Source organism: Ruegeria sp. N7 (assembly GCF_056531345.1).
Window position 1 is genome coordinate 50,963 of record NZ_JBQFLR010000011.1, and the last position, 23,857, is coordinate 74,819.

Consider the following 23,857-nt stretch of genomic DNA (forward strand, 5'->3'; position numbering starts at 1 on the left):
TGAGCGGTCAGGCCACCATCTGCTCGGCCTTCTTCAGGTCAACCGAGACCAGCTGGCTGACGCCCTGTTCCTGCATGGTGACGCCGAACAGACGATCCATGCGCGCCATGGTCACCGCGTGGTGGGTGATGATCAGGAAACGGGTGTCGGTCTGGCGGCACATCTCGTCCAGCAGGTCACAGAAACGGGTGACATTGGCATCGTCCAGCGGCGCGTCAACCTCGTCCAACACACAGATCGGGGCCGGGTTGGCCAGGAAAACGCCGAAGATCAGCGCGGTCGCTGTCAGGGTCTGTTCGCCGCCCGACAGCAGGCTGAGGGTCGACAGTTTCTTGCCCGGCGGCTGGCACATGATTTCCAGCCCCGCATCCAGCGGGTCGTCGCTTTCGACCATGACGAGATTGGCCTCGCCACCGCCGAACAGGTGCTTGAACAACATCGCGAAGTTCGAGTTCACCTGTTCAAACGCGGTCAGCAGACGTTCGCGGCCTTCGCGGTTGAGGCTGGAGATGCCGCTGCGCAAGGCTTTGATCGCCTCTTCCAGATCGGCCTTTTCACTGCTGAGCGTGTCGAATTCTTCCTGAACGTCCTTACTGTCTTCCTCGGCCCGCAGGTTCACTGCGCCCATGGCGTCACGCTGGCGCTTGTGGCGGTTCACTTCGGCCTCCAGCGCATCCGCGGCGGGCATCTGGTCGGGGTTTACGTCCAGCTGGTTCAGCAGCTGGTTCGGGGTCAGTTGCTGGTCTTCGGCAATTCGTTCTGCTGCCGCAAGCACGCTTTCCTTTGCCGCGTCACTGCGCGCCTCGGCTGCGGCGCGGTTTTCGCGAGCTTCCGAGGCCAGGCGTTCCGCCTCACGCTCGGCCATCACCACTTCGCGCAACTGTGTTTCTGCTTCGGCCAGCTTGTCGGCGGCGTCGGCCCGACGGGCTTCGGCGGCTTCGATCAACTCGTTCAACTCTTCCCGCGCCTCGGCGATTTCGCCGGGGACGGCCATGGCCTCGGTCAGTTCCTCTTCCGAGCTTTCCTTGCGCTCGGCCAGTTCCGAAATCCGTTTCTCGGCCGTTTCCAGACGGTGCCGCCAGCCGCTGAGATCCTTGGTGACCTCCTGCGTGCGACGGGTACGGGCATCGCCTTCACGGCGCAGCTCATCATGGGTCGAGCGGTGGGTCAGCATGGTGATCCGCGCCGCCTCGACCGTCTGTTTGATGTCCTCAACCTCGGCGCGGGCGCTGTCGAGGTCACCCAGATCGTTCAGCGCCGCCTCGGCTTCGCGCAGCTGCACACGGGCGGACATGGCATCTTCCTTGTGGCGATCCACGGCAAGGGCCAGTGTTTCCAGCTTGCCCTGCGCAAGGTTGCGATCCGCCTCGGCGCGGCTGAGCTGGCGTGCGGTTTCGGCCATGCGCTGATCAGCGGCACGGCGGGCTTCGCGCGCGCGTCGGTCGGCCTCGGTCACGTCCGCCAGTTGCCGCGACAGGGTTTCATGCGCGGCGCGGGCGCCGTCGGCCTGCGCCTCGGTGCGGGCCAGTTCCTGTTTCAGCGCCTCAAGCTTGTTGAGCTGCTCCAGTCGCAGCGCCGCCGCACTTGGCGCATCCTCGGCCCAGGCGCGGAACCCGTCCCAGCGCCACAGATCGCCCGAGCGGGACACAAGACGCTGGCCCGGCTTCAACGACGCCTGCAACCGCGCGCCCTTATCCGCATCGACCAGCCCGATCTGCGCGATGCGACGGCTGAGCCTGTCCGGCCCTGACACGTGCAGCGCCAGCGGGGCGACCCCATCGGGCAAGGGCTGATCGCTGTCATACCCTGCCACCTGAACCCAGCCGGACGGGCCGTCACCTTCGACCAGCGGCGCACGGAGGTCATCGGCAAGCGCAGCACCCAGCGCCTTCTCAAAACCCGGTTCCACGCGCAGCAGGTCCATCACCTGCCCGCCTTCGGCCGTGTCGCGTTCCACCAGCTTGGCAAGTGCGGTGGTTTCGGCGCGGATTGCACCCAATTCGCCTTCGGCCTCGGACCGTTGCGCGCGTGCCTCGGCTTCGCGGGCCTGCGTTTCATTGCGCAACTCATCTGCGGCGGCCAGCGCCTCTTCGGCGGCCTCGGCGGCTTCGCGGGCTTCTTCCTCGCTTTCCTGCGAAGTTTCAAACGCCTCGCTGGCACGGGTCAGGGCTGTTTTGGCCTCATCCACGGCCAGCCGGGCTTTTTCCTCTTCGCCCTCAGAGCGTGCCAGCGTCTTGCGGCTGTCTTCGACCAGTCGCTGCGCCGACTGGTGACGGGCGACCAGACGCGCCATATCTTCGGTCTGCTGCGACAGGTGGTCTTCGCGGTTCTGAAGGATCGACGCGGCTTCGCGGGCAATTTCTGCGGCTTCCGCCACCTTCGCGTCATGCCCTTCGGCAGCCTTGGCCAGTTCGCGGGCTTCCCATTCCAGCCGTTCGATCATCTGGCCCGCATCGCGGTTCAGGCCGGTTTCCCGGTCGATATCCTTGCCGAGCTGATGAATGCGGCTGGTCAGTGTTTCAATGGTCTGGCGCGCGCGGGTTTCCTGATCGGTCAGTTGATCGCGCTGCACCTGCTGGCGTTGCAGGACAGCGGCGGCGATGGCCTCTTCCTCGCGCAGAGGGGGCAGGGTTTCTTCGATCCCGGCCCTTTTTGCTGCTGCGGCGCGGGCTTCGGCCTCGGCGCGGGAGGCCTCGGAAATCCGGGCCCGCAGCTTGTCTTCAGCCTGCTGGCGGGCCATGTCGGCCTCTTTCCAGCGGCGATAGAGCAGCATTCCCTCGGCCTGACGCAGCTGTTCGCCGATTTCGCGATAGCGTGCGGCCTGACGGGCCTGACGGGCCAGTTGCGCAAGCTGCCCGCCCAACTGCTCGAGCACGTCATCGACGCGGGTCAGGTTGGACTCGGTCGCTTTCAGCTTCAGCTCGGCCTCATGCCGGCGTTGATAGAGCCCCGAAATCCCGGCGGCCTCTTCCAGAATGCGGCGGCGGGCGCGGGGTTTGGCGCTGATCAGCTCGGCGATGCGGTTCTGCCCAACAAGCGCCGGGGAATGGGCACCGGTCGAGGCATCCGCGAACAGCATCTGCACATCGCGCGCGCGCACATCCTTGCCGTTGGTCTTGTAGGCGCTGCCGACATCGCGGGTGATCCGGCGCACGATTTCAAGCTGGTCGGTGTCGTTGAACCCCGCAGGCGCCAGACGTTCGGAATTGTCCATGGTCAGGACAACTTCGGCGAAATTGCGGGCGGGCCGTGTGGCGGCGCCAGCAAAGATCACATCCTCCATCGCGCCGCCGCGCATGGATTTGGGGCGGTTTTCACCCATCACCCAGCGCAAGGCTTCCAGAAGGTTGGACTTGCCACAGCCGTTCGGACCCACCACACCGGTCAACCCGTCCGCGATGATCAGATCGGTCGGATCAACAAAGCTTTTGAAGCCGGTCAGTTTGAGCTTGCTGAAACGCAATGGCCGCGTGTCCCGTGATTCCTATGAATTGAAAGTCTGCGCAAGGGATGGGGTCCGAGTCAACGGAGTTGCGCAGGATATGGGATATCAGTGCAAGTTATCCACAACATCTTGCCGAAATGCGCAGGAACACGCGTATGTCAGTATGGGCTGCATTCAAAGACCTGATACCCGGTACTGCCCCGGACATTTTCATAGATGCCATAGTCGATACATTCATATCGGGGCGTCGAGACGGCAGTCAGCAGCAGCCGTTCCCCCGCCTCGCGGTCACACCCCAAAACACCAACCGTGACAGCCGCATCGCCCAGCACGTCGAGGATCGGGCAGCCCGAAACCTGCGCCATGGCCAGCGCGGCGCGATCCCGAACAGGGCCTAGCCGCGGTGCATATTGCGCGTTGATCCGCACCGCCTCGGCCAGATCGCCGCGCACGCGCACATCGAACACACTGCCGTTCACCGCCACGCGGGTGGCAGGAACGTCGCGGAAATGCGGGGTCCCGGCGGCGCAGGCGGCCAGCAGGAGCGGAGCGAGAAACCGGATCATGCCGCAGAGTTGCAGCAATTTGGTTAACAGAACCTTTCTGGACGTCAGGCGCGCAGAACTTCGCCTAACCGGCGGATACCTTCGCGGATCGTCGCCTCGTCCGAGTTCGAGAAGCTGAGCCGGATCGTGTTTGCCCCGCTGCCGTCTGGGAAAAACGCCTGCCCCGGCACAAAGGCCACTTTCACCGTATCCAGCGCATGCGCCAGCAGGTCAGACCCACTGATCCCGGCGGGGAGTGTCACCCAGACGAACATGCCGCCTTCGGGGCGCGTCCACGCCACCCCGTCAGGCATGTGCTGTTGCAGCGCATCCAGCATCGCATCACGGCGCGCGCGGTAAGTGTCGCGCACTTTCGGGATATGGGTGTCAAAGCACGCTTCCGCCACCTGATGCACGGCCATCTGGTTGATGGTCGCCGAATGCAGATCCGCCGCCTGTTTCAGCAGAACCATCTGCGAGATGATCGGCTTGGCCGCAACCACCCACCCCATGCGCAGACCCGGTGACAGGGTTTTCGAGAAGCTGCCACAATAGATCGTCCGGCAGTTTTCGATCGACCCCTTTCGTGCCTGTTCCAAAGCCAGGATCGGCGGGATCGGATCACCGTCATAGCGCAGTGCCTGATAGGCGCCGTCTTCGATCAACGCGCAGTCCAGTTCGTCGGTCAGTTCCAGCAAGGCCTCACGACCCGGGCGGGTCAGGGTTTCGCCTGTCGGGTTGGCAAAATCGGGCGACAGATAGGCGAATTTCACGGCGCCATCCCCTGCCGCAGCCCTGAATTCATCGGCCCCCTTGTTGCCATTAAGCCGGTCAAAGCGCGGCTCATACGCGTTGAACGCGGCAAGAGCACCCAGATAAGTGGGCCACCCGACCAAGGCCGTGTCGCCGGGGGACAGGAACAGCTTGCCCAGATAATCCAGCGCCTGCTGCGAGCCCGAGGTGATCAGGACGTTGTCCATGTCACATTCCACTCCGATCTCGCGCATGTGCTGCACCAGCCACCGGCGCAGGGGGGCATAGCCTTCGCTGACCGAATATTGCAGCGCCTGCGCCTGCATGTCCGGCCCCAATGCCTGCTGAAACGCTTGCGCGAAAGCCTCGGCGGGAAAAAGCGCGGGGTCCGGAATGCCCCCGGCAAAGGAAATGATGCCGGGCTGATCGAGCAGTTTCAGCAGCTCGCGGATTTCTGACGCCTTCATCCGGGAAGCCCGGGTGGCAAACAAAGGGTGATGGGACATGAGGCTCCTCCGATCTCATTTCGGCGCAGCCTATGCTTTCTCAAATTAAAGTCAACACTTCTGACCTAATATTTCAGCGGATGTGACCGGGTATTCTTGAACAGCCCCCCTGTCCATGGTCAAATGAGTTGACCAATTTCGGAACGGACCATGCCATTTCAGAAAGTTCAGACGGAAAAACTGTCACTTGCGGTCGTTCGCCAGATCGAGCTGTTGATCCTGCGCGGCATCCTGCGCCCCGGGGAGCGCCTGCCGCCCGAGCGTGAGTTGGCCGAACGGATGGGTGTGTCGCGCCCGTCCCTGCGCGATGCGGTGTCCGAGCTTCAGGAACAGGGGTTGCTGACAACAAAAGCCGGCTCCGGGATCTATGTGGCCGAGGTTTTGGGCTCGGCCTTTTCGCCGGCGCTGATCCGGTTGTTCAGCAGCCATGACGAGGCCGTATTCGATTACCTGTCCTTTCGCCGCGACATGGAGGGGCTGGCGGCGGAACGGGCCGCGCGGCTGGGATCAGAAAGCGACCTGAAGGTTGTTCAGGCGATCTATGACAAGATGCGGGCGGCCCATGACCGGAACGCTGCGGACCAAGAGGCGCAGCTGGATGCCGAGTTTCATATGGCCATCATCGAAGCCAGCCACAATGTGGTGATGCTGCATATGATGCGGTCAATGTATGACCTGCTGGTGCAGGGTGTGTTCTATAACCGGCGGACAATGTTCCGGCAGCGCGCGACCCGCGAGGCCATTCTGGACCAGCACAGCACTATCAACGCAGCCCTTCAGGCCCGCGATCCGGCAGCCGCACGTCAGGCCGTCGAAACGCATCTGAGCTTTGTCGAACGCTGCATGATCGATCAGCAGAAGGCCGAGCGGAACGAGGCTGTTGCGCAGCAAAGGTTGCAGCACGAAACCCGTCAGGCCTAGCGCTTTCCAAGTGCCCTCAGGGATCAGGCGGCCCCGGTCTCGGGCTGGATCAGGTGTGACGGGAAAGGTGCGCCGCTGCCTTCGCCCAGATCGTCATTCGGGGCGATGGTTGTCAGGGCCGGGTCGATGAACAGCCGCGCACCCCGGTCCCTGAGGTGTTTATGCAGCATCACATGCTCGCACACGAGGTCGCCCTTTTCGTCCCGGCAGGAATAGCGCAGGCCACGCAGGGCGCGGGTCTTGTACATTCCTGCACCGCCGAAGGCGCTGTCGACCGGTATCAGGGGCATATCGGACGGGATGTGGTACTGCCGGTCGAAAACCGCTGATTTCAGAAGAACTTTCCGCCACTTTCGGCGCCCGAACAGCGGTTTGCGCGTTGTCTGAAGTCTTTGCCAGACGTCTTCGTCACACCAGCCCGCGCAACGCAGGGCGTAGATATCGTAATAGGCCGGTTGGGAATTGGCGAAGACACCTTCCCAGCGCGGTACGGACCGTTGTGCGGCAGTCAGAACCGTCTGAACGTCCAGACAGACATTCGGCCCGTTCAGATCCAGCACCAGTGTCAGGTCGTGACCGCTGTCGCGTTCTTCCAGCCTGTTGAGGACTGCGTTTCTGGCCGCCGTGATCCGCTCGACCCGGTCTGGCAGTCTGGACGCCAGACCATCCATGCGGACAAGGTCCACATTCGGGTCGCGGCGCGCGAATTCGGACAGAACCCGATCTGTACGATCGGCGTTGTCGTTTGTCGCGATGGTCACGGAATAGCGGTGCAAGCGGGTGGTCAGGTCTTCGATCCTGTTGATGCTTTCGATCAGCGCGGCCCCGCCGTTCCTGACCACCCCAACAATATTCATCGAAACGTCTTCGCCTGCCACGGCCCGTCTTTCCCTGCTCTTTTCGCACCCTTAGACCCCAAGCGGAACATTCAGACCCTCTGAAGGGTACAGAATCCGGGTGATGTTCCGGTCAATACAATCAGCCCCGCCACCAAAACAAAAGACCCGACAGCGCAATGCTCTCGGGTCATCTGCGTTTTTTACCTGTCGGTGTCCCCGTCAGTGCAGCTTGGCGCCCACATCTGCGATCGAGGCATCGATCAGCTTGTTCGCCTGCGCGGCTGTCATTTGCTTGGCCAGAACCGAGCTGGCGGCGGCAATCGCAACCGAAACGGCCTGATCGCGCACGTCTTTAACGGCAGAGGCTTCGGCCGAGGCAATCTGATCCTGCGCAGCAGCCAGACGGCGTTCAATCGACTTTTCGAGATCGACTTTCGCCTGGTCCGCAGCCAGAGCCGCGTCCTGTTTGGCCGCCTCGACTATCGCGTCGGCCTGTGCCTGCACTTCACGCTGCTTGCGCTCGTACGAAGCCAGCAGGCTGCGTGCTTCTTCATGCAGGGCGCGGGCTTCGTCCAGCTCGGCCTTGATGCCTTCGGCACGGTTGTCCAGCGCACCGCCGATCATGCCCGGCACCTTGAAGTAGAACAGGACCGCGATGAAAACGATGAAGCCCAGAAGGACGACAAAGTCAGTATTGCCAAGCGAGAAGAACGGACCGCTTGCAGCCAGCGCGGGGCTGGCGGCACCAACGGTCAGGATAAGGGCAAGAGTGTTCCGCATGTCACTTATCCTTTCATCTGCGCGTCAATGGCACTGTCGATGGCTTTGGCATCCGCCTCGCCGCCCAGCGCGGTGACCAGTTCAGCCGCCGTATCCTTGGCGACCACTTGAATGCTTTCCAGCGCACCGGCACGGATTTCGGCAATTGCCTTTTCCGATTCAGCCGCCTTTGCAGCGATTTCCGCATCCGCCCTGGCAATCGCATCATCCAGACCAGCCTGGATTTCTGCGCGTGCTTCGGCCGCGATACGCTGCGCTTCGGCACGGGCATCGGCCAGCGCCTTGTTATAGGCCTCCTCGGCCTCGACCGCTTTGGCCTTCAGATCTTCGGCCGCAGCCAGGTCATTTGTAATGGTCCCCCGGCGCTCGGCCAGGATTGCCGCGATGCGGGGCAGAGCCACGCGAGACAGGACCAGAAAGATGACGACCAGCGTAATGACCAGCCAGAAAATCTGGTTGGGGAACCAATCGAAGCAGAGCTGCGGCATCCCGATGGCAGAGCCATGCGAGTCGACGCACGCGCCAACTACTTCTTCGCTAATGGGTTCAGTCGCCATGATGTCCTCCGTCGGAACGTTGTCTTTACAACAGGTGGGCCGCTATGGCTTGGACCCACCTGCGCGTAAGGATCAGGTTCCGCAGATTAGACGGCGAACATCAGCAGCAGCGAGACCAGGAATGCGAAGATCCCCAGGGCTTCTGCGAATGCGATACCGATGAACAGGGTTGCGGTCTGCGAAGCAGCCGCCGAAGGGTTGCGCAGGGCGCCGGCTAGGAAGTTGCCTGCAACGTTGCCCACCCCGATTGCGGCTGCGCCGGAACCGATTGCTGCCAGGCCTGCGCCGATGTGTGCGAGATCGCCTTCCATGATGTATCTCCTTACGAATTGGAAGTTTCGATGTTGGGTTATCGGACCTTAGTGCGAAGGATGCAGCGCATCTTTCAGATAAACACAGGTCAGAATGGTGAATACGTAGGCCTGAATGAAGGCCACCAGGACCTCGAGACCGTACATTGCGGTGATCGCCAGAACCGACACGGGCGAAATCAGGGAAATTGCGGCAAAGCCCGCAAACACCTTGATCACCGCGTGGCCCGCCATGACGTTACCTGCAAGACGAATGGAGTGGCTGACGGGGCGCACGAAGTACGAGATCAGCTCGATAATCGCCAGAATCGGGCGCAGCGCCAGCGGCGCGCTGGAGACCCAGAACAGGCCCAGGAACGCGGCACCGTTCTTGACGAAACCCAGAATGGTCACGGTCAGGAACACGGCCAGCGCCAGCGGGATGGTCACGGCGAAATGCGACGTGGTGGTGAACGAGGTCGGGATCAGGCCCAGGAAGTTTGCGGTCACAATGAACATGAACAGGGTCATGACATAGGGGAAGTACTTGACACCGTCCTTGCCGCAGATGTCTTCCAGCATCTTGTAGATGAAGCCATAGGCCAGTTCCGCAATCGACTGCATCCGGGTCGGGACGATGGCGCGCTTTGATGTGCTGAGAACCAGCAGGCCAAAGATCGCCACGATGGCCAGGAACAGCCACAGGGTCACGTTGGTGGGGGTGTACCAGGCAATCTCGCCACCGAACAGCGGCTTGACGATGAACTGGTCCATCGGGTGAAACACCAGGCTGCTGGCTTCTGCTGCGTGGTCTGCGCCTTCGGCGCCGTGTGCTGCGGTGGTCTCGCTTGCCACGTTCAGTCCCTCTCGTCCTTTTCGGCCTGCATATGGGCCGCTTGTTTATCTTGAACCTCTTTCGCGCTGCGGAGCATAACCTTCACGCCCGCGACAAGGCCCAGCAATGTGAACAGCACCAGAAAGATCGGGATTGTCCCGAGCAGGCTGTCCAGCCCGTATCCGATGCCAAATCCGATCCCCAGACCGGAAACCATTTCGATGACCATCCTCCAGGCAAGCTCGCCCCCGGATATGTCACTGTCAGCGCGGGCAGCCGGTTGTCTGGCCTTTTTCGCCGCGTCGATCTTGGCCTCAAGCTGCGCCATACGCTGCTTTTGGTCGTCATCGGTCACGGACGGAATCCTCGCGCTGTCTTGCGCATGGTGCTAAGGCGCGAAAGGCCCAGAGTCAACGGCGTTGATGGCGTGAAATGACGCAGGTTAGTGTGTTGTTTTTAAACTGTTATTACTGGTTAACTCGTCCAGCCAAATTGCTTGCCCATGCCCTGAACGGCAACAATCTCCCAAAAACCCATATTCAACCTTTTGGTTGATCTTTGTGCGTGCGCTGAGGCCACAGGTGTCGAACAAGGCGTCCGTCGATCAGCAAGAGCCCGGCAAAAATCGCCGCCATGCCCATCAAATGTTCGGGTTGCAGAGTTTCCCCCAGAACCCAGGTTCCAAGTATCAGGGCGGAAACCGGCGCGATCAGCGTGACTGTCGAAATGTTGGTTGGCCCGACTCTGGGCAGCAACCAGTAGAAGGCAATGAAAGCGGCCGAGGTCAGCACAAAACCGATCATCAGCAACGAAAGCCAGGTTTCAGTGTGCTCGATCACCGGCAGGCCTTCACGCCAAAGCGCCAGGGGTAATATTGCCAAGGCCGCCCCCGTCAGGGCCAGGGCGACCAGCACCACCGGCTGCATGTCACGGAAGGCCCACGCAATGTTGACGGAAAACGCGTAACAGATCGGCGCGCACAGGGTCAGCAGAACCGCCCAGAACTGAGAGGTTTCGCCATTACGCAAAATCGGAACGGACAACACGACAATCCCAATGAAGCCGCACAACACGCCAAGGGATTTCAACAGCGTCGCACGCTCGCTTCCCGGCCAGAAATGCGAAACGATGACGGCAAAGGCCGGTGTTGTCGCATTCACGATCCCCGCCACGCCGGACGCGATATGCTGCTGCCCAAGCGCATAGAACGCAAATGGTGCGGCATAGCTGAGCGCCCCGAACCCCAGCAGACCGATGGCGCGCCCGAGTGTCAGGTGAACCGGCATACGGGCAGCAATCACATAGATCCAACAGCCCAGCGCCCCAAATGCAACACGCCCCAATGACACGGATAGCGGCCCAAGTTCGCGCAGCAATATGGCGTTGAACATGAAAGACATGCCCCACCCGATGCCAAGGACGCAGATCACCAGCCAGTATTTCAGCGCCATAGCCGCCCCCTTTGCGCATCACCGCTGCACAGTGACGTGATGGGGGAAATTGTCAAACGGGTTCTCGCCCATTAGGAAAGACCCATGTCCAACGATCTCGACACCGTGTTTGCAGCCCTTGCCGACCCCACCCGCCGCGCCATTCTGGCGATGCTGCTAGAGGACGATATGGCCGTGACTGATGTGGCCGAGCCGTTCGAGATGTCGCTGGCGGCGATCTCGAAACATCTGGTCATCCTGACCAAGGCCGGGCTGATATCACAGGAAAAGCGCGGCCGGGTGAAATGGTGCAAGCTGGAACCCGACGCGCTGCGCACCGCTTCGGTCTGGATGCAGGGGTTCGGTCAGTTCGAACCCATCAACCTGGATGCGTTCGAACGGTTTCTGGAAGTCGAGCTTCCGATCTCGGACGAGACCTAGCGCACCACAAAGACCGACATGCTGGCATGTTTGGCCAGATATCCGGCGTGGCTGGAAAAGATGTAATCGGTGATCCGGGGCGCATGGGTGCCCACGATGATCAGGTCTGCACCGATCTCTTCTGCCGCGCGGGTCAGATCGCTGTCCACTTCGGCAGCAACATCGACCGAGTGTATCTTGCGCACCGCAACTTCGGCCGCGCCTTTTGATGCAAGCTGTTCGGTGAAGTCGGCCAGTTGCTTGTCGATCTCGGCCTCGGTTTCCGAGGATGCACCCATATGGGCCCCGCTGACACTGACCAGAGTGATCTTGGCGCCCTGCCATTTTGCCACCTGCGCGGCGACATCTGCGGCCTTGCGAACCTCGGGCGGCAGGTGGCGGTCAATCGGCAGCATGATATGTTTGAACATAATCTCCTCCTTTTGTCCGCCTTCCAAGGTAGTCCTGAGACCAAGGGCCTGCCTTGATCTGGCTCAACAGATTCTGCTTTTGGAATTCGTGGGCAATCTGTACCGGTTTCAGATCGGGAGCGGCCTTATTCAGTTGCCCGGCGTTGAGGGCTGGGGCGCGGGGCCTCTTCTTTCAGCAGCATCAGCAGGGCAATGACCGTCAGCGCCACACCGCCCAGGATCAATCCCGTCGGGACAGGTTTGCCCAGCGCGATTTCCCACAGGATCACCCAGCTTGGCACCAGATAGGTATAGGCCATGACCTTGGCCGACGGCAGCCGAAGCGAGGAGAATTGCACCAGAACGAAACTGGCCGCTGTTGCGAAGAATGAGATATAGAACAACCCGATCCAGACAATGGCGGGAAGGGCTGCCCAATCGGTCGCCTTCAGGTCGGACCAGCCGAACAGGACCAATAACAGGCACCCGGCAACCAGCGTTCCGAACGTGAACACGACGGCAGGTTCTCCGCGGTTCAGCCTGCGGATCATGGGGGTGTAAATCGCGTGCGCGACACATCCCCAGAAATAGATGATCTCGCCCCCGCCGATCTGGAAGGCGCGGAACATCTGCCAGTCGGCCCGAAAGATCACCCATAGCGCCCCAATCGCACCGATGGTCAGGGCCATTGCCATGCGCGGCGTGGTGATCTGGCGCAGCAGGACCCAGCCCGCAATGGCCGAGACAACGGGGGTCAGGGTGAAAACCGCGGCAGCGCTGACCGGCGGGGCGGTTTGCAGCCCGTAAAACATCAGGACAAAGTAGGTGGCGAACAACCCGCCCAGCACCAGATACCGCCAGGGCGCCTGTGCGGCACTGCGGGACAGACCGGTTGTCGCCAATGCCGCCACACCAATCACCACAGCCGCAATGGCAAAGCGCACCGCATTCAAGGCAGCAGGGGCAATTTCGTTGGCAATCATCGACCCAAGCGAGAAGCTGCCTGCGACTAGGGCCGAAAAGGCCAGCATGGCCAGATGGCCACGCATCTGCGGGTTCATGGACACCAGCCTTTGGAGGCTTCTTTCAGAAAACTCAGGAACGCTTGCACCTTGGTCGTTCGGTGCAGGTCCACATGGGTCACCAGCCAAAGGTTGCCGAACCATTCCGGAAGCGGGTCGATCACTTCGACCAGAGTGTCATGACGGGCGGCCTCCCAACGGGCCATAAAGCCGATACCGGCCCCGGCCAGAACGGCCTCGCGCATACAGAAATTGTTAGTGCAGCGAAAGGTGATGCGGTCGGCGGATACCGTGTTACGCAGCCACCGGGTGAACGGCGCGCGGCTGCTTTCATCGTCAGAGCTGACGAAGTGGTGGTTTCCGAAATCCTCGATGCCTGAGGGTTTGCCGTGCCGTTCGATATACGAGGTGCTGGCATAGAGGCCGACTTCTTCCTGCCGGAAAGGTTGCACAACGTTGTCGGGTTGATCCGGGGCCGATCCCGCACGGATTGCAACATGCGCCTCGCCATATTCCAGCCGGAACAGGCGGTCTCCGGTCAGGTAGCGCACGATCAGCTCGGGGTGCACCTTTTGAAATTCGGTCAGCGTCGGCACCACCAATGGCGCGATGGAGCCCAGCGACGTCACCACCAGTTCGCCCGATACATCGTCACCGCGCCCCTTCATCCGGCCGACAAGCTGGTTGAACTGGTCTTCGGTAGCCTGCGCCACGCGCAGCAAATCGTCGCCCGCTTCGGTCGGGGTGTATCCCCGCGCATGGCGCTGGAACAGTTTGACACCCAACCGGGCCTCGATCGCGTCGATGTGGCGGATCACCGTGGCGTGGTGCACGCCCAGAACCTCGGCCGCACCGCTGACGGTTCCCATGCGTGCCACCTGATAGGCGGTCCTCACCTCATCCCAATTGTCCATCGTCACACCGCTCTGTGCAATTTCCAACAATAACTGTTGATGTATCCGAGTTTTGTTCGCAAACGCAACAGCCATATTGGGACCAGAACAAGATTACCCTGACCTTAAGGACCCAGAAAATGGCTAAAACCATCCTGCATATCGACGCCTCTGCCCGCCGCGTTGCTTCGACCACCCGCGACCTGTCTGACAGCATCGTCCGGCAGTTGGGTGCGGACCGCATCATCCGCCGCGACCTGGCTACCCCCCTGCCCCTGCTGACCGAAGACTGGATCGCCGCCAACTTTACCCCTGCCGAGCAGCGCGACGACCTGCAGCGCGACCGGCTGGCCCTTTCGGACGCGCTGGTGACCGAATTGCAAGAGGCCGATACCATCGTTATCGGCCTGCCGATCTACAACTTCTCGGTCCCCGCTGCATTTAAGGCCTGGATCGACCTGGTCGCCCGCGCGGGCCTGACCTTTTCCTATTCGGAGAACGGCCCAAAAGGGTTGCTGGAGGGTAAACGCGCCATTCTGGCAATCGCGTCGGGCGGTACTGCTGTCGGATCCGAAATCGACTTTGCCACCAACTATGTGCGTCACGTTCTGGGCTTTATCGGCATCCATGATGTAGCGGTCATCGCCGCGGATCAGATGGCGGTGAACCCCGAAGCCGCGCTGGAAAGCGCCAAAAAGGCGGTAACAGAACTGGCGGCCTGATCGCCACTGGTCAATGATCTCTGAAACGTCCAGTCTGCTGGTCAGATGGAACTGGCGGACCGGATGGCGCGCATGAAGAAGATCGGAATTCTGGGCGGTGTGGGCTGGGCCTCGACCGTGGACTACTACAGGGCGATTGCCGAGGGTGCCGGGCGTCACTTTGCGGCGCGCGGCCACGGCGCGCCCTTGCCGATCCCTGCCATGACCATCGAGTCCGTCACACAGGCCAAGACCCGCGCCTTGCGGGGTGTCGCCGGGGACGAAGCCAGCTGGGCGGCGTTTGATGCGGTGTTTCGCGACGCGCTGCTGACGCTGGAGCGCGCAGGATGCGATTTTGGCATCATAGCGTCCAACACCCCGCACGCGCGGCTGCACGCGATCAGACAGGGTGTTTCCATGCCCATCCTCAGCATTTTCGATGCAACGGCAGAGGCCACGGCCAGCACAGGCGTGACAAACGCATTGGTGCTGGGAACAACCGTGACGATGCAGGCCACCAACTATGCGGATCGTCTGGCGGCCGAGGGCATCACCGCGAATGCGCGGCTGCCCGACCCCGAGATTTCCGAGATGCAGGCCATGATCGACAGTGATTTCTACGGTGGTGCCTCTGATGCGGCCCGGGCAAGGTTGCTGGCCTTTTGCAACAAACATGCCCGTCCCGGAACCGCCATCCTGCTGGCCTGTACCGAGCTGCCGCTGGCCTTTCCAAAGCATCTGGATGACCCGGTATTCGAGGCCGACGGGCACCTGTTCATCAACCCGTCCGCCGCGCATGTCGCCGCCGCGCTGAAACTGGCGCTAGAGTGATCAGGGCAGCCACATAACGGTGCAACCGATGCGATCGAAGAACGCCATCACGTCGGATTGTTTCATCACAACGGTACGGTCATTGACCAACGGGTGCATATAAATCACCTCGGCCCCTTGGGCGGCGGCGTCCATGAAGAACTGCACATTGTTCTGCACACCGTTGATCATCGCCAGCGGGCTGACCGCGCCGGGGCGAATACCAAGGTTCTGCAACAGCCGGTCTGCCGACCCAAAGGACAGGGCGCCGACACCCAGTTCTGCGCCCAGCGCCTTGAGGTCAATCTCGCGGCTTTGTTCCAGCGTCACCAGGTAGTTGCGCTTTTTCTTGTCGCGCAGGTACAGGTTCTTGACCCGCAACGCGTTCTCGCCCGGCACCATGAACTGGCCTTCCACGGCCTTGGAGTCCTCGACCGTACGCAAGGGAACATGGGTATGCAGGCGGTAGGGCAGCCCCCAATCATCCAGCTGCGCCAACAGCGCGTCAGAACTGAGCGGCAATGTATCCTGAAATGTGGATGATGCGTCCATGGGGCCCTCCTGTTTGTAGCGCTCATCGCGCAACATGGCGGCGAATTCAAGCTGGGGCAGAGCAGAAAACGGTGCTAGCGTGCCGCCATGAAAGTCACACGAAACACTCCGACCCAACTGATCCTTGCCGACACGCCCTGGTTCATCGGAATCATGCTGGTCTTTTTCATACTGGCCTTTGTCGGCGCAGGGCTGGTCATGGTCAGTGACGGCGGCGAGAATATCTGGTTCGGGCTGTTCTTTGCACTAATCGGCGGCGGGCTAGGTGTCGGGGCGTTCTGCGTTTTCGTGCGGCGGGTTCAGGTCATTCTGGACCGCACAAAGAACCGCATTCTGATCCGCAGGCAGTCTGTCTTTGGCTATGAAGCGGTCGAGCATCAGCTGTCCAGCCTGTCCCATGCCGAAGTTGAAAGCTCGACTTTCCGCAGCGACAGCAGCAGTTCGACGCTGTATCGCCCGGTTCTGGTGCTGGACAAGGGAATGAGCGAAGGGCGTCATCCGATTGTCGATGCGTTCTCGAACGGGCGCGGCGCGCATAAACTGGTTGACGCGGTCAATGCATGGCTGCCCGCGCAGCAGGAAGACACGAAGGAACAGGCCTGACGATTACAGGACTTGTCCGTGCTCCAGCCAGGCTCGATCGGCCGGTGTCACCATTTCGGACAGGCGCGCGTCGTATCGGGCCATGTCATCGGCGGTCAGCTTGCCCTCCCATTTGTTGCTGGTCCCGGACGAGAAGAACTGCGCGTAATCCTGAAACGCGCTTTTGAAACCGGGCTGCTGCGAAGCGCGCCGGGCGTTTTCCTTCATTGAACCAAAGCTTGCGGCCTCAGCGATATCGTCGATCATTTCTGGTGCGATCTCGGTCCCCAAGATGTTTGCGATCCGCGCCACCTGTCCCGGCAAATCGCGGCTGAGTTCGGCGTAATGCAGGAAATGGATGTTTGGCAGATGCCGGAACGCGCGGAATGAACGGTAATGGTGGACGTATGAGGCCAGCGTCAGATCGTCAGTGCCCTTTGACGAGGCGGGCCGGTCCAGAAACATCGCGAAGGCTTCGGAAAGATCATCGGGAAACAGGTAGTCCAGCCAGTCGTCTTTCATGTTTTCCACATGGCGGCGCAGCGAGAAATGCACGTCAACCGGATGGCGATGCACCACCAGATAGGTCGCATCCGGGGAATAGGTGATCCCGTCCAATGGCGTGTGGGTCTTGATGCACCGTCTGTGCGTCTGTGCGGCAAGTATTCTGTCCTGCTCCTCACGATCTCTGAACCCGCAATCGAGCCAGGGGGAGACCGCGTTGTTGTACACGACTGGATCCGCGGTTTTGGTGATCAGCATTCGTACCAGCGTCTGTGTCCACGTGGTGCCGCATTTGGGAGGCGTGCAGACAAAGACGTCGTCGGGACGGATTACGAAGTCGGACCAGATATCGGTATTCGTGACTTCACCGACATAATCCTTGGTGCGCTGCGGCAATGGTTGACTCATGACCAAACTCCAAAACTGACCCCGACCTTTGGACGCTACACCAAGTGGCCAGATGCTCAAAGCGTTTGCCTTGACTCGCAGAGCCCAGAGGCGTAGATGACCGCCAAACATCCGGAAGCGTCTTGATCTTCCGGTCCCTTGAGTCGTTCAGGGATCGCCCCCCACCAGCGAGTTTCGCCCGTGGGGGCGTTTGTGCATTTAACCGACGCATCCTATCTAGGACGCGCCATCAGATAACCGGCTAAGGAGGCCGAAGGCATGTTTGAAAATCTATCCGAACGCCTTTCCGGCGTCTTTGACCGGCTGACCAAACAGGGTGCCCTGTCTGAAGAAGACGTCAAGACCGCCCTGCGCGAGGTCCGTGTTGCCCTGCTCGAGGCCGACGTCTCGCTGCCGGTGGCGCGTGAATTCGTCAAGAAGGTGCAGGACCAGGCAACCGGTCAGGCGGTGACCAAGTCGATCACCCCCGGCCAGCAGGTCGTCAAGATCGTGCATGACGCGCTGGTCGATACCCTGCGTGGTGAGGAAGACCCCGGCAAGCTGAAGATCGACAACCCGCCTGCCCCGATCCTGATGGTCGGTTTGCAGGGTTCGGGTAAGACCACCACCACTGGTAAGCTTGCCAAACGCCTGAAAGAGAAAGAGGGCAAGAAGGTCCTGATGGCCTCGCTCGACGTTTATCGCCCGGCGGCGATGGACCAGCTGGCGGTTCTGGGCGCGCAGGTCGGCGTTGATACGCTGCCGATTGTACCGGGCCAGAAACCCGTCGACATCGCCAAGCGCGCCAAGCAGCAAGCCACATTGGGCGGCTATGACGTCTATATGCTGGATACCGCCGGTCGCCTGCATATCGACGAAGTGCTGATGGACGAGGTCGAGCAGGTCCGCAATGCGGTTGACCCGCGCGAGACCCTGCTGGTGGTTGACGGCCTGACCGGTCAGGTCGCCGTTGAAGTGGCCGAAGAATTCGACGCCAAGGTCGGCATCTCGGGCGTGGTCCTGACCCGGATGGACGGGGACGGGCGCGGTGGTGCGGCGCTGTCGATGCGCGCAGTGACTGGCAAGCCTATTCGCTTTGTCGGTCTGGGCGAGAAGATGGACGCGCTGGAGACCTTCGAGCCGGACCGGATCGCCGGACGTATTCTGGGCATGGGCGACATCGTTGCCCTGGTCGAAAAGGCCCAGGAAACGATGGAGATGGAACAGACCGAGCGCATGATGAAGCGCATGGTCAAAGGTCAGTTCAACATGAACGACCTGAAAATGCAGCTGGAACAGATGATCCAGATGGGTGGCATGCAGGGCATGATGGGCATGATGCCGGGCATGGGCAAAATGGCCAAGCAGATGGATCAGGCGGGTCTGGACGACAAGATCCTGCGCCAGCAGATCGCCTTGATCCAGTCCATGACCAAACGCGAGCGCGCCAACCCGCAGCTGCTACAAGCCAGCCGCAAGAAACGGATTGCAGCCGGTTCGGGGATGGAGGTCAGCGACCTCAACAAGCTGCTCAAGATGCACCGGCAGATGTCGGACATGATGAAGAAGATGGGCAAGATGGGCAAAGGCAAGATGCTGAAACAGGCCATGAAGGGCATGTTCGGCAAAGGCGGCCCCAGCCCCGAAGACATGGCAGCCGGCATGGACCCCAAGGCACTGGAACAGGCGGCCAAGGCAATGGGCGGCAAAATGCCCGGCGGACTGCCCGGCCTGGGCGGCGGCATGGGGCTGCCTCAGGGCCTGAGCGGGTTTGGCAAGAAGAAGTAATGAACGCCGTCGCCCAACATATCCCCCGGCTTGAAACCGAGCGCCTGATCCTGTGCGCGCCGTCCGAGGCTGATCTGGACGCCGATACCGCGTTCTTTGCCAGCGATGCGGCAAAATTCGTCGGCGGGCCACTGCGCCGGGATGAGGTCTGGCGACTGATCGCTTCGCTGCTGGGCCACTGGTCCCTGCGCGGTTACGGGTTCTGGAGCGCTGAGGAAAAAGCCTCGGGCACTTATGTCGGGCGGATCGGGCTTTGGTGCCCCGAAGGCTGGCCCGAACCCGAGATCGGCTGGACACTGATGAACCATGCCACCGGCAAGGGTTACGCGACCGAGGCGGCACTGGCCGCACGGTCTTATGCGTATGATGTTCTGGGGTGGGAAACGGCGATCTCGCTGATTGATCTGGACAATCATGCCAGCAAGGCGGTGGCGAAACGGCTGGGCGCGCAGTTCGAGTATCACTATGACCACCCCAAATTCGGCAAGTCCGAGATTTGGCGGCACCCCGCGCCTGCCGATCTGGTGAATGGCGGGATGGAGGCCTACGCATGACCGCGTTCACCATCCCCACCGTTGAAACCGAACGTCTGATCCTGCGTGCCCCGCATCTGGATGATCTGCCTGCGCTGACCGCATTCTTTGCGACCGAGCGCAGCCATTTGGTGGGCGGCCCCCGGGACGCGCTGGAAAGCTGGGGCATGTTGGCCAGACGTCTTGGGCACTGGGCGTTGAAAGGATTTGGCCTTTGGCACCTGACCGAGAAATCCAGCGGTCGGTTCGCTGGCGGCGTCGGCCTGATTGACGCCCCCGGTTGGGACGAGCCTGAACTGGGCTGGACCGTGATGGAAGATTTCGAAGGCAAAGGGTTTGCCTATGAGGCGGCGCTTGCCGCCCGGTCCTATGCGGCGTTGCATCAGGGCCTGAACGGGTTGATTTCGTATATCGCCCACGAAAACGACCGCTCGCGCGCTTTGGCCGAACGGTTGGGTGCAACGCTGGAGCGCGACAATGCCGAACTGCTGGGCCAGCCCTGCCAGGTGTGGCGGCACCCCAAGATTGACGTTTCGACACCCGAAAGGACCGGCCAATGAACAACCCCGTGACACGCGCGGCTGCATTGCTGAAAGAGCATCGCGAAAGCATCGACCGGCTGGACGCGATCCTTGTCTATACGCTGGGCGAGCGGTTCAAACACACACAGGCCGTTGGCAAGCTCAAGGCCGAACACAACCTTCCCCCGTCCGATCCCTCGCGTGAGGCCACGCAGATCGCACGGCTTGAAGACCTGGCGAAAGAGGCCGATCTGGACCCCGATTTCGCCAAGGCTTTTCTGAATTTCATCATTCAGGAAGTCATCCGACACCACAGGAAACACCAAGGGTGAACCAGAGGTTCAGCAAGTTAGAAGTGAACCAGAGGTTCAACAAACACCAGAATTAACCGGAAAAGACACCGGCCAATCAAATACACGCCTCCGGCGTGATGCCATTCAAAGGAGATACCACCATGGCAATGAAAATTCGTCTCGCCCGCGCAGGCTCGAAAAAACGTCCGTTTTACCGCATCGTCGCGGCTGACAGCCGGATGCCGCGCGACGGCCGTTTCATCGAGAAACTGGGCACCTACAACCCGCTGCTGCCGAAAGACAGCGAAGAGCGTGTGAAAATGGACATGGAACGCGTTCAGCACTGGCTGGATCAGGGCGCCCAACCCACCGACCGTATCGCACGTATGCTGGAAGCTGCCGGCACCCGTGACAAGGCCGAGCGCAACAACCCCAACAAGGGTACCCCGGGCAAGAAAGCTCAGGAACGCGCGGAAGAGAAAGCTGCAAAGGCTGCGGAAGCTGCCGAAGCGGCTGCTGCACCGGCTGAAGAAGCGGCTGCAGAAGAATAAGCAGGCCGAAGCGTGCGGGATCAGACCTTTACTGACGCATTTCGCACGCAGTTCGATCTGTTGTTGCGGCTCCGGCGCGATGTGCGCCGGTTCCGCGGCGACGCAGTAGACGAGGCAGTGCTTGCGCGCTGCCTCGACGCGTTTCGGCTGGCCCCATCCGTGGGGCTGAGCGAACCATGGCGCGTGATCCGCGTCGAAAGCGCCGCAGCCCGGGCTGCGGCGCTAAGGAATTTCCAAACCGCCAACGATGACGCCTTGGCGGGCTATTCCGGCGACAGGGCGCAGCTTTACAGCCGCCTGAAACTGTCGGGGATGCAGGAAGCGCCGGTGCAACTGGCCGTCTTCTGCGACGACAACACCGACAAGGGAATGGGTCTCGGCGCGGGCTCGATGCCCGAGATGCGGCGCTATTCCGTGGTCTCTGCCATCACCCTGTTCTGGTTGGCCCTGCGGGCCGAGGGGCTGGGGCTGGGCTGGGTATCCATTCTGGAACCCGAACAGATGGCGCGCGATCTGGATGTGCCGGACAACTGGCGTCTGATCGGGTATTTCTGTGTCGGATGGCCGGAACAGGTGTCCGACACCCCCGAACTTGAGCAGGTTGGCTGGGAAACCCGGGCCGACAGCCTGAAGATCGAAACAAGGTAGGGCCGCATGTTCGGATTGATACGCCTTCCCATTCTGCTGCTGATCGCCTTTATTGTGGGCGTGTTCTTTGAGCGCAACAATCAGCGCGAAGCCTGCGAAGGGCTAGGCGAATGGAGAAACGGGATCTGTTTGACGACGGGGGCTGCCAATGAATGATCTGATCTGCGTCGGCAGCGTCGCGGGGTCTTATGGTGTACGCGGTGAAGTGCGCCTGAAAAGCTTCTGCGCCGTTCCCGAAGATATCGAGACGTATTCGCCACTGACGGATGAAACCGGTAAGGAACGCTATCCGGTGGTTCTGACGCGTACGATCAAGAACGGTTTTGCCGCCCGTCTTGGCGGGGTTGAAACCAAGGAACAGGCGGATGCCCTGAACGGTTTGCGCCTGTTTGCGCGGCGCGATCAGTTGCCCTCGTTGCCCGATGACGAGTTCTACCACACAGACCTGATCGGGCTTGAGGTCTATGACACCGGCGGCACCCTGCTGGGCAAGGTCAAATCCGTGCAGAACCACGGGGCCACGGACCTGTTGGAACTACACGGGCCGGGCCTGAAGGCGACGGTTCTGCTGCCGTTCACGATGCTGGTGGTGCCAACCGTCGATCTGGAACAGGGCCGCATTGTGGCCGACCCGCCCGAAGGCCTGATCTGATGCGACGTGTTCTGCTGCATCTGGGTTTTCACAAGACCGGCATGACGGCAGCACAGTCCTTTCTGCATGAAAACCGCGAGCTGATCTGGCCTCATTTCGCTCTGGTCCTTCCGTATAAGACCCGCAAGGCCGGTTTAAGCGAAGCGGCCACGCGCCATTCGATCTATCGACTGGATGACACGCTGGCGGGTTTTGGCGGTCAGTTGCACACTTTTTTCGACGGTCTGGATTTCGGAGCACGCCGAGGATTGATCCTGAGCGAAGAGAATTTTCTGGGCCTGCGCCCCAGCAGGAACAAAATCGAAGGATACGGGGCCGCACCCGAACTGGCGGAAACGGTCGTCAGCGTGCTGCGCCGCCGTCTGGTGGGCGAAGAAACCGACATCACCGTCTACCTGTCGTTACGCAATCGCGATGTGTGGTTGCGCAGCCTTTGGGCCCACGATCTTCAACTGTCGCGCATGGTTCAGGACCTGGACGGATTTTGCGCCGATCTTGCGCATCTGCCATCGCCACAGGACACGGCAGACCGGATCAGAGACCGGTTGCCAACTGTCACGGTACGGACCGCGTGGATGGAAGCGCTGAAAGGCCACCACCTTGGATTGGGCGCACCATTTGCCGAATTTCTCGACCTGCCACCCGGGAAATCTGCGCAGCTTGTGAAGCCTGTGCATGAAAGCCCTCAGCTGTCCGACGACGTCCTGAGGGAACTGCTGGCCCTGAACCGATCATCGCTGGACGAAGCAGCGTTAATCACTCAGAAAAAGGCCCTGATTCGAACCGCCCAACATGAACTGGCCCGCCAGAAATGACTGACAAACCCGGCAAATCCCATGGTCGCAAGGCGATCCGGGCCACGCTGAAACCGCGTGAGCTGATGACACCCACCCCGGACCTGCACGGCGTCTGGAAGGCCAAGATCATCACCCTGTTTCCAACCGCCTTTCCGGGCATTCTGGGAGAAAGCCTGACCGGCAAGGCGCTGCAGGAGGGGTTGTGGCAGCTGGAAACCGTGGACTTGCGGCAATTCGGCGTCGGCAGGCATCGCAACGTGGATGACACGCCTGCCGGGGGCGGCGCGGGTATGGTTTTGCGGCCCGATGTGTTGGGCGAAGCCATCGAGCACACCATGGCGGGCATTCAGGGCAACTGGCCACTGATTTACCTCAGCCCGCGCGGGCGGCGCATGGACCAGCGCATGATGCAGACCCTTGCGCGCTGCGATGGCATGACCCTGTTGTGTGGCCGGTTCGAAGGCGTGGATGAGCGCGTGCTGGAGCATTACGGTGTGCAGGAGGTCTCTTTGGGGGATTTCGTGATGACCGGCGGTGAGATTGCAGCACAGGCCCTGATTGATGCCACGGTGCGCCTGATCCCCGGCGTTCTGGGCAATCAGGCCTCGACCGAAGAGGAAAGCTTTTCCTCGGGCCTGCTGGAACATCCGCAATACACCCGCCCGGCGGATTGGAAAGGCCGTCCGATACCCGAGGTTCTGATGTCTGGCCACCATGGCCGCATCGCCGAATGGCGCCACAAGATGGCCGAGGACATTACCCGCGAGCGCCGCCCGGATATCTGGGCTGACTATGAAAAATCCCGGTCGGATTCGTCTGATTAGAACGCCCGAATGTTGCAGACATGCCTTAGGTTCTGTGTTTGCCGGAATTCTATTTGCAGTTGATCGTC

General features: G+C 61.1%; 30 protein-coding genes. 15 read left to right on the forward strand and 15 right to left on the reverse strand.

From position 1 onward, the window contains the following. Positions 1-7 precede the first annotated feature (7 nt). From ACR0ES_RS13220 to ACR0ES_RS13230, 3 genes are all read right to left on the reverse strand, one after another. Positions 8-3,463, reverse strand: coding sequence for a chromosome segregation SMC family protein (locus tag ACR0ES_RS13220; protein WP_480870944.1), 3,456 nt, complete (start codon positions 3,461-3,463; stop codon positions 8-10). Between the two features lie 140 nt (positions 3,464-3,603). Beyond that, positions 3,604-4,011: a hypothetical protein gene (locus tag ACR0ES_RS13225; protein WP_480870946.1), complete on the reverse strand. Its 408-nt coding sequence runs from the start codon at positions 4,009-4,011 to the stop codon at positions 3,604-3,606. Between the two features lie 44 nt (positions 4,012-4,055). Continuing rightward, positions 4,056-5,249 (reverse strand): aminotransferase-like domain-containing protein, encoded by a 1,194-nt coding sequence (locus ACR0ES_RS13230; RefSeq protein WP_480483777.1) that lies wholly within the window; start codon positions 5,247-5,249, stop codon positions 4,056-4,058. Positions 5,250-5,399: 150 nt separating this feature from the next. On the opposite strand from ACR0ES_RS13230, the gene ACR0ES_RS13235 reads away from it, so the two are divergent. Then, on the forward strand, positions 5,400-6,170 hold the full coding sequence (locus ACR0ES_RS13235) for an FCD domain-containing protein (RefSeq protein WP_267365974.1): 771 nt from the start codon (positions 5,400-5,402) through the stop codon (positions 6,168-6,170). Positions 6,171-6,193: 23 nt separating this feature from the next. Here the strand turns inward: ACR0ES_RS13235 and ACR0ES_RS13240 are convergent, their stop codons facing one another. The 7 genes from ACR0ES_RS13240 to ACR0ES_RS13270 all read right to left on the reverse strand — a co-directional run bounded on the left by ACR0ES_RS13240 (position 6,194) and on the right by ACR0ES_RS13270 (position 10,922). Continuing rightward, positions 6,194-7,027 carry a hypothetical protein gene (locus ACR0ES_RS13240; protein ID WP_480870948.1) on the reverse strand — a complete coding sequence of 278 codons (834 nt, stop codon included), beginning with the start codon at positions 7,025-7,027 and terminating at the stop codon, positions 6,194-6,196. Between the two features lie 201 nt (positions 7,028-7,228). Further along, complete coding sequence (locus ACR0ES_RS13245) at positions 7,229-7,789, reverse strand: F0F1 ATP synthase subunit B (RefSeq protein WP_480487178.1); 561 nt, start codon at positions 7,787-7,789, stop codon at positions 7,229-7,231. Positions 7,790-7,794: 5 nt separating this feature from the next. Further along, positions 7,795-8,346, reverse strand: a complete 552-nt coding sequence (locus ACR0ES_RS13250; RefSeq protein WP_209506152.1) for a F0F1 ATP synthase subunit B' — start codon at positions 8,344-8,346, stop codon at positions 7,795-7,797. Between the two features lie 86 nt (positions 8,347-8,432). Next, positions 8,433-8,657 (reverse strand): F0F1 ATP synthase subunit C, encoded by a 225-nt coding sequence (locus ACR0ES_RS13255; RefSeq protein ID WP_005981269.1) that lies wholly within the window; start codon positions 8,655-8,657, stop codon positions 8,433-8,435. 48 nt (positions 8,658-8,705) lie between these two features. Next, a complete protein-coding gene (locus ACR0ES_RS13260) occupies positions 8,706-9,491 on the reverse strand; it encodes a F0F1 ATP synthase subunit A (RefSeq protein ID WP_480538728.1) in 786 nt (261 codons plus the stop codon). A 2-nt stretch (positions 9,492-9,493) separates the two neighbouring features. Continuing rightward, positions 9,494-9,826, reverse strand: coding sequence for an AtpZ/AtpI family protein (locus tag ACR0ES_RS13265; protein ID WP_480483780.1), 333 nt, complete (start codon positions 9,824-9,826; stop codon positions 9,494-9,496). A gap of 184 nt (positions 9,827-10,010) precedes the next feature. Further along, a complete protein-coding gene (locus tag ACR0ES_RS13270) occupies positions 10,011-10,922 on the reverse strand; it encodes a DMT family transporter (RefSeq protein ID WP_480870950.1) in 912 nt (303 codons plus the stop codon). Positions 10,923-11,006: 84 nt separating this feature from the next. On the opposite strand from ACR0ES_RS13270, the gene ACR0ES_RS13275 reads away from it, so the two are divergent. Then, on the forward strand, positions 11,007-11,342 hold the full coding sequence (locus ACR0ES_RS13275) for an ArsR/SmtB family transcription factor (RefSeq protein WP_480507349.1): 336 nt from the start codon (positions 11,007-11,009) through the stop codon (positions 11,340-11,342). Here the strand turns inward: ACR0ES_RS13275 and ACR0ES_RS13280 are convergent. The 3 genes from ACR0ES_RS13280 to ACR0ES_RS13290 all read right to left on the reverse strand — a co-directional run bounded on the left by ACR0ES_RS13280 (position 11,339) and on the right by ACR0ES_RS13290 (position 13,667). Next, positions 11,339-11,752 (reverse strand): universal stress protein, encoded by a 414-nt coding sequence (locus tag ACR0ES_RS13280; RefSeq protein ID WP_480483783.1) that lies wholly within the window; start codon positions 11,750-11,752, stop codon positions 11,339-11,341. The genes ACR0ES_RS13275 and ACR0ES_RS13280 overlap by 4 nt on opposite strands. Before the next feature lie 125 nt (positions 11,753-11,877). Continuing rightward, entirely contained in the window at positions 11,878-12,792 is a 915-nt protein-coding gene (locus ACR0ES_RS13285) for a DMT family transporter (protein WP_480870952.1), read from the reverse strand. Further along, the gene (locus ACR0ES_RS13290) at positions 12,789-13,667 is read right to left on the reverse strand and encodes a LysR family transcriptional regulator (protein ID WP_480774201.1); all 879 of its coding nucleotides are present in this window, start codon (positions 13,665-13,667) and stop codon (positions 12,789-12,791) included. Before ACR0ES_RS13290 ends, ACR0ES_RS13285 begins: the two co-directional genes overlap by 4 nt. 119 nt (positions 13,668-13,786) lie before the next feature. On the opposite strand from ACR0ES_RS13290, the gene ACR0ES_RS13295 reads away from it, so the two are divergent. Both ACR0ES_RS13295 and ACR0ES_RS13300 read left to right on the forward strand, forming a co-directional pair. Further along, the gene (locus ACR0ES_RS13295; RefSeq protein ID WP_480487184.1) at positions 13,787-14,368 is read left to right on the forward strand and encodes an FMN-dependent NADH-azoreductase; all 582 of its coding nucleotides are present in this window, start codon (positions 13,787-13,789) and stop codon (positions 14,366-14,368) included. A 72-nt stretch (positions 14,369-14,440) separates the two neighbouring features. Continuing rightward, complete coding sequence (locus tag ACR0ES_RS13300; protein ID WP_480870954.1) at positions 14,441-15,178, forward strand: aspartate/glutamate racemase family protein; 738 nt, start codon at positions 14,441-14,443, stop codon at positions 15,176-15,178. Here the strand turns inward: ACR0ES_RS13300 and ACR0ES_RS13305 are convergent, their stop codons facing one another. Then, the gene (locus ACR0ES_RS13305; protein WP_480519429.1) at positions 15,179-15,709 is read right to left on the reverse strand and encodes a prolyl-tRNA synthetase associated domain-containing protein; all 531 of its coding nucleotides are present in this window, start codon (positions 15,707-15,709) and stop codon (positions 15,179-15,181) included. Positions 15,710-15,796: 87 nt separating this feature from the next. Between ACR0ES_RS13305 and ACR0ES_RS13310 the strand changes: the two genes are divergently transcribed. Then, positions 15,797-16,312 carry a hypothetical protein gene (locus ACR0ES_RS13310; protein WP_480538736.1) on the forward strand — a complete coding sequence of 172 codons (516 nt, stop codon included), beginning with the start codon at positions 15,797-15,799 and terminating at the stop codon, positions 16,310-16,312. A gap of 3 nt (positions 16,313-16,315) precedes the next feature. Here the strand turns inward: ACR0ES_RS13310 and ACR0ES_RS13315 are convergent, their stop codons facing one another. After that, on the reverse strand, positions 16,316-17,203 hold the full coding sequence (locus tag ACR0ES_RS13315; protein WP_480870956.1) for a sulfotransferase domain-containing protein: 888 nt from the start codon (positions 17,201-17,203) through the stop codon (positions 16,316-16,318). Positions 17,204-17,461: 258 nt separating this feature from the next. Here ACR0ES_RS13315 and ffh point away from each other — a divergent pair, with 258 nt between their 5' ends. The 10 genes from ffh (at position 17,462) to trmD (ending at position 23,789) form a co-directional block, all read left to right on the forward strand. Beyond that, the gene (ffh, locus tag ACR0ES_RS13320; RefSeq protein WP_209506127.1) at positions 17,462-18,970 is read left to right on the forward strand and encodes a signal recognition particle protein; all 1,509 of its coding nucleotides are present in this window, start codon (positions 17,462-17,464) and stop codon (positions 18,968-18,970) included. After that, complete coding sequence (locus ACR0ES_RS13325; protein WP_480870958.1) at positions 18,970-19,524, forward strand: GNAT family N-acetyltransferase; 555 nt, start codon at positions 18,970-18,972, stop codon at positions 19,522-19,524. Before ffh ends, ACR0ES_RS13325 begins: the two co-directional genes overlap by 1 nt. Next, positions 19,521-20,063 carry a GNAT family N-acetyltransferase gene (locus tag ACR0ES_RS13330; RefSeq protein WP_480870960.1) on the forward strand — a complete coding sequence of 181 codons (543 nt, stop codon included), beginning with the start codon at positions 19,521-19,523 and terminating at the stop codon, positions 20,061-20,063. Before ACR0ES_RS13325 ends, ACR0ES_RS13330 begins: the two co-directional genes overlap by 4 nt. Further along, the gene (locus ACR0ES_RS13335; RefSeq protein WP_209506121.1) at positions 20,060-20,356 is read left to right on the forward strand and encodes a chorismate mutase; all 297 of its coding nucleotides are present in this window, start codon (positions 20,060-20,062) and stop codon (positions 20,354-20,356) included. The genes ACR0ES_RS13330 and ACR0ES_RS13335 overlap by 4 nt, the downstream gene beginning before the upstream one ends. Before the next feature lie 122 nt (positions 20,357-20,478). Continuing rightward, positions 20,479-20,868: a 30S ribosomal protein S16 gene (rpsP, locus tag ACR0ES_RS13340; protein WP_209506119.1), complete on the forward strand. Its 390-nt coding sequence runs from the start codon at positions 20,479-20,481 to the stop codon at positions 20,866-20,868. 12 nt (positions 20,869-20,880) lie between these two features. Further along, positions 20,881-21,516: a 5,6-dimethylbenzimidazole synthase gene (gene bluB, locus ACR0ES_RS13345; protein ID WP_480870962.1), complete on the forward strand. Its 636-nt coding sequence runs from the start codon at positions 20,881-20,883 to the stop codon at positions 21,514-21,516. 6 nt (positions 21,517-21,522) lie between these two features. Continuing rightward, a complete protein-coding gene (locus tag ACR0ES_RS13350) occupies positions 21,523-21,672 on the forward strand; it encodes a hypothetical protein (RefSeq protein WP_209506115.1) in 150 nt (49 codons plus the stop codon). Further along, positions 21,665-22,168, forward strand: a complete 504-nt coding sequence (rimM, locus tag ACR0ES_RS13355) for a ribosome maturation factor RimM (RefSeq protein ID WP_480832567.1) — start codon at positions 21,665-21,667, stop codon at positions 22,166-22,168. The genes ACR0ES_RS13350 and rimM overlap by 8 nt, the downstream gene beginning before the upstream one ends. Next, complete coding sequence (locus tag ACR0ES_RS13360) at positions 22,168-22,983, forward strand: hypothetical protein (RefSeq protein WP_480832565.1); 816 nt, start codon at positions 22,168-22,170, stop codon at positions 22,981-22,983. Before rimM ends, ACR0ES_RS13360 begins: the two co-directional genes overlap by 1 nt. Continuing rightward, a complete protein-coding gene (gene trmD, locus ACR0ES_RS13365; protein WP_480870964.1) occupies positions 22,980-23,789 on the forward strand; it encodes a tRNA (guanosine(37)-N1)-methyltransferase TrmD in 810 nt (269 codons plus the stop codon). The genes ACR0ES_RS13360 and trmD overlap by 4 nt, the downstream gene beginning before the upstream one ends. The last annotated feature ends 68 nt before the right edge of the window (positions 23,790-23,857 follow it).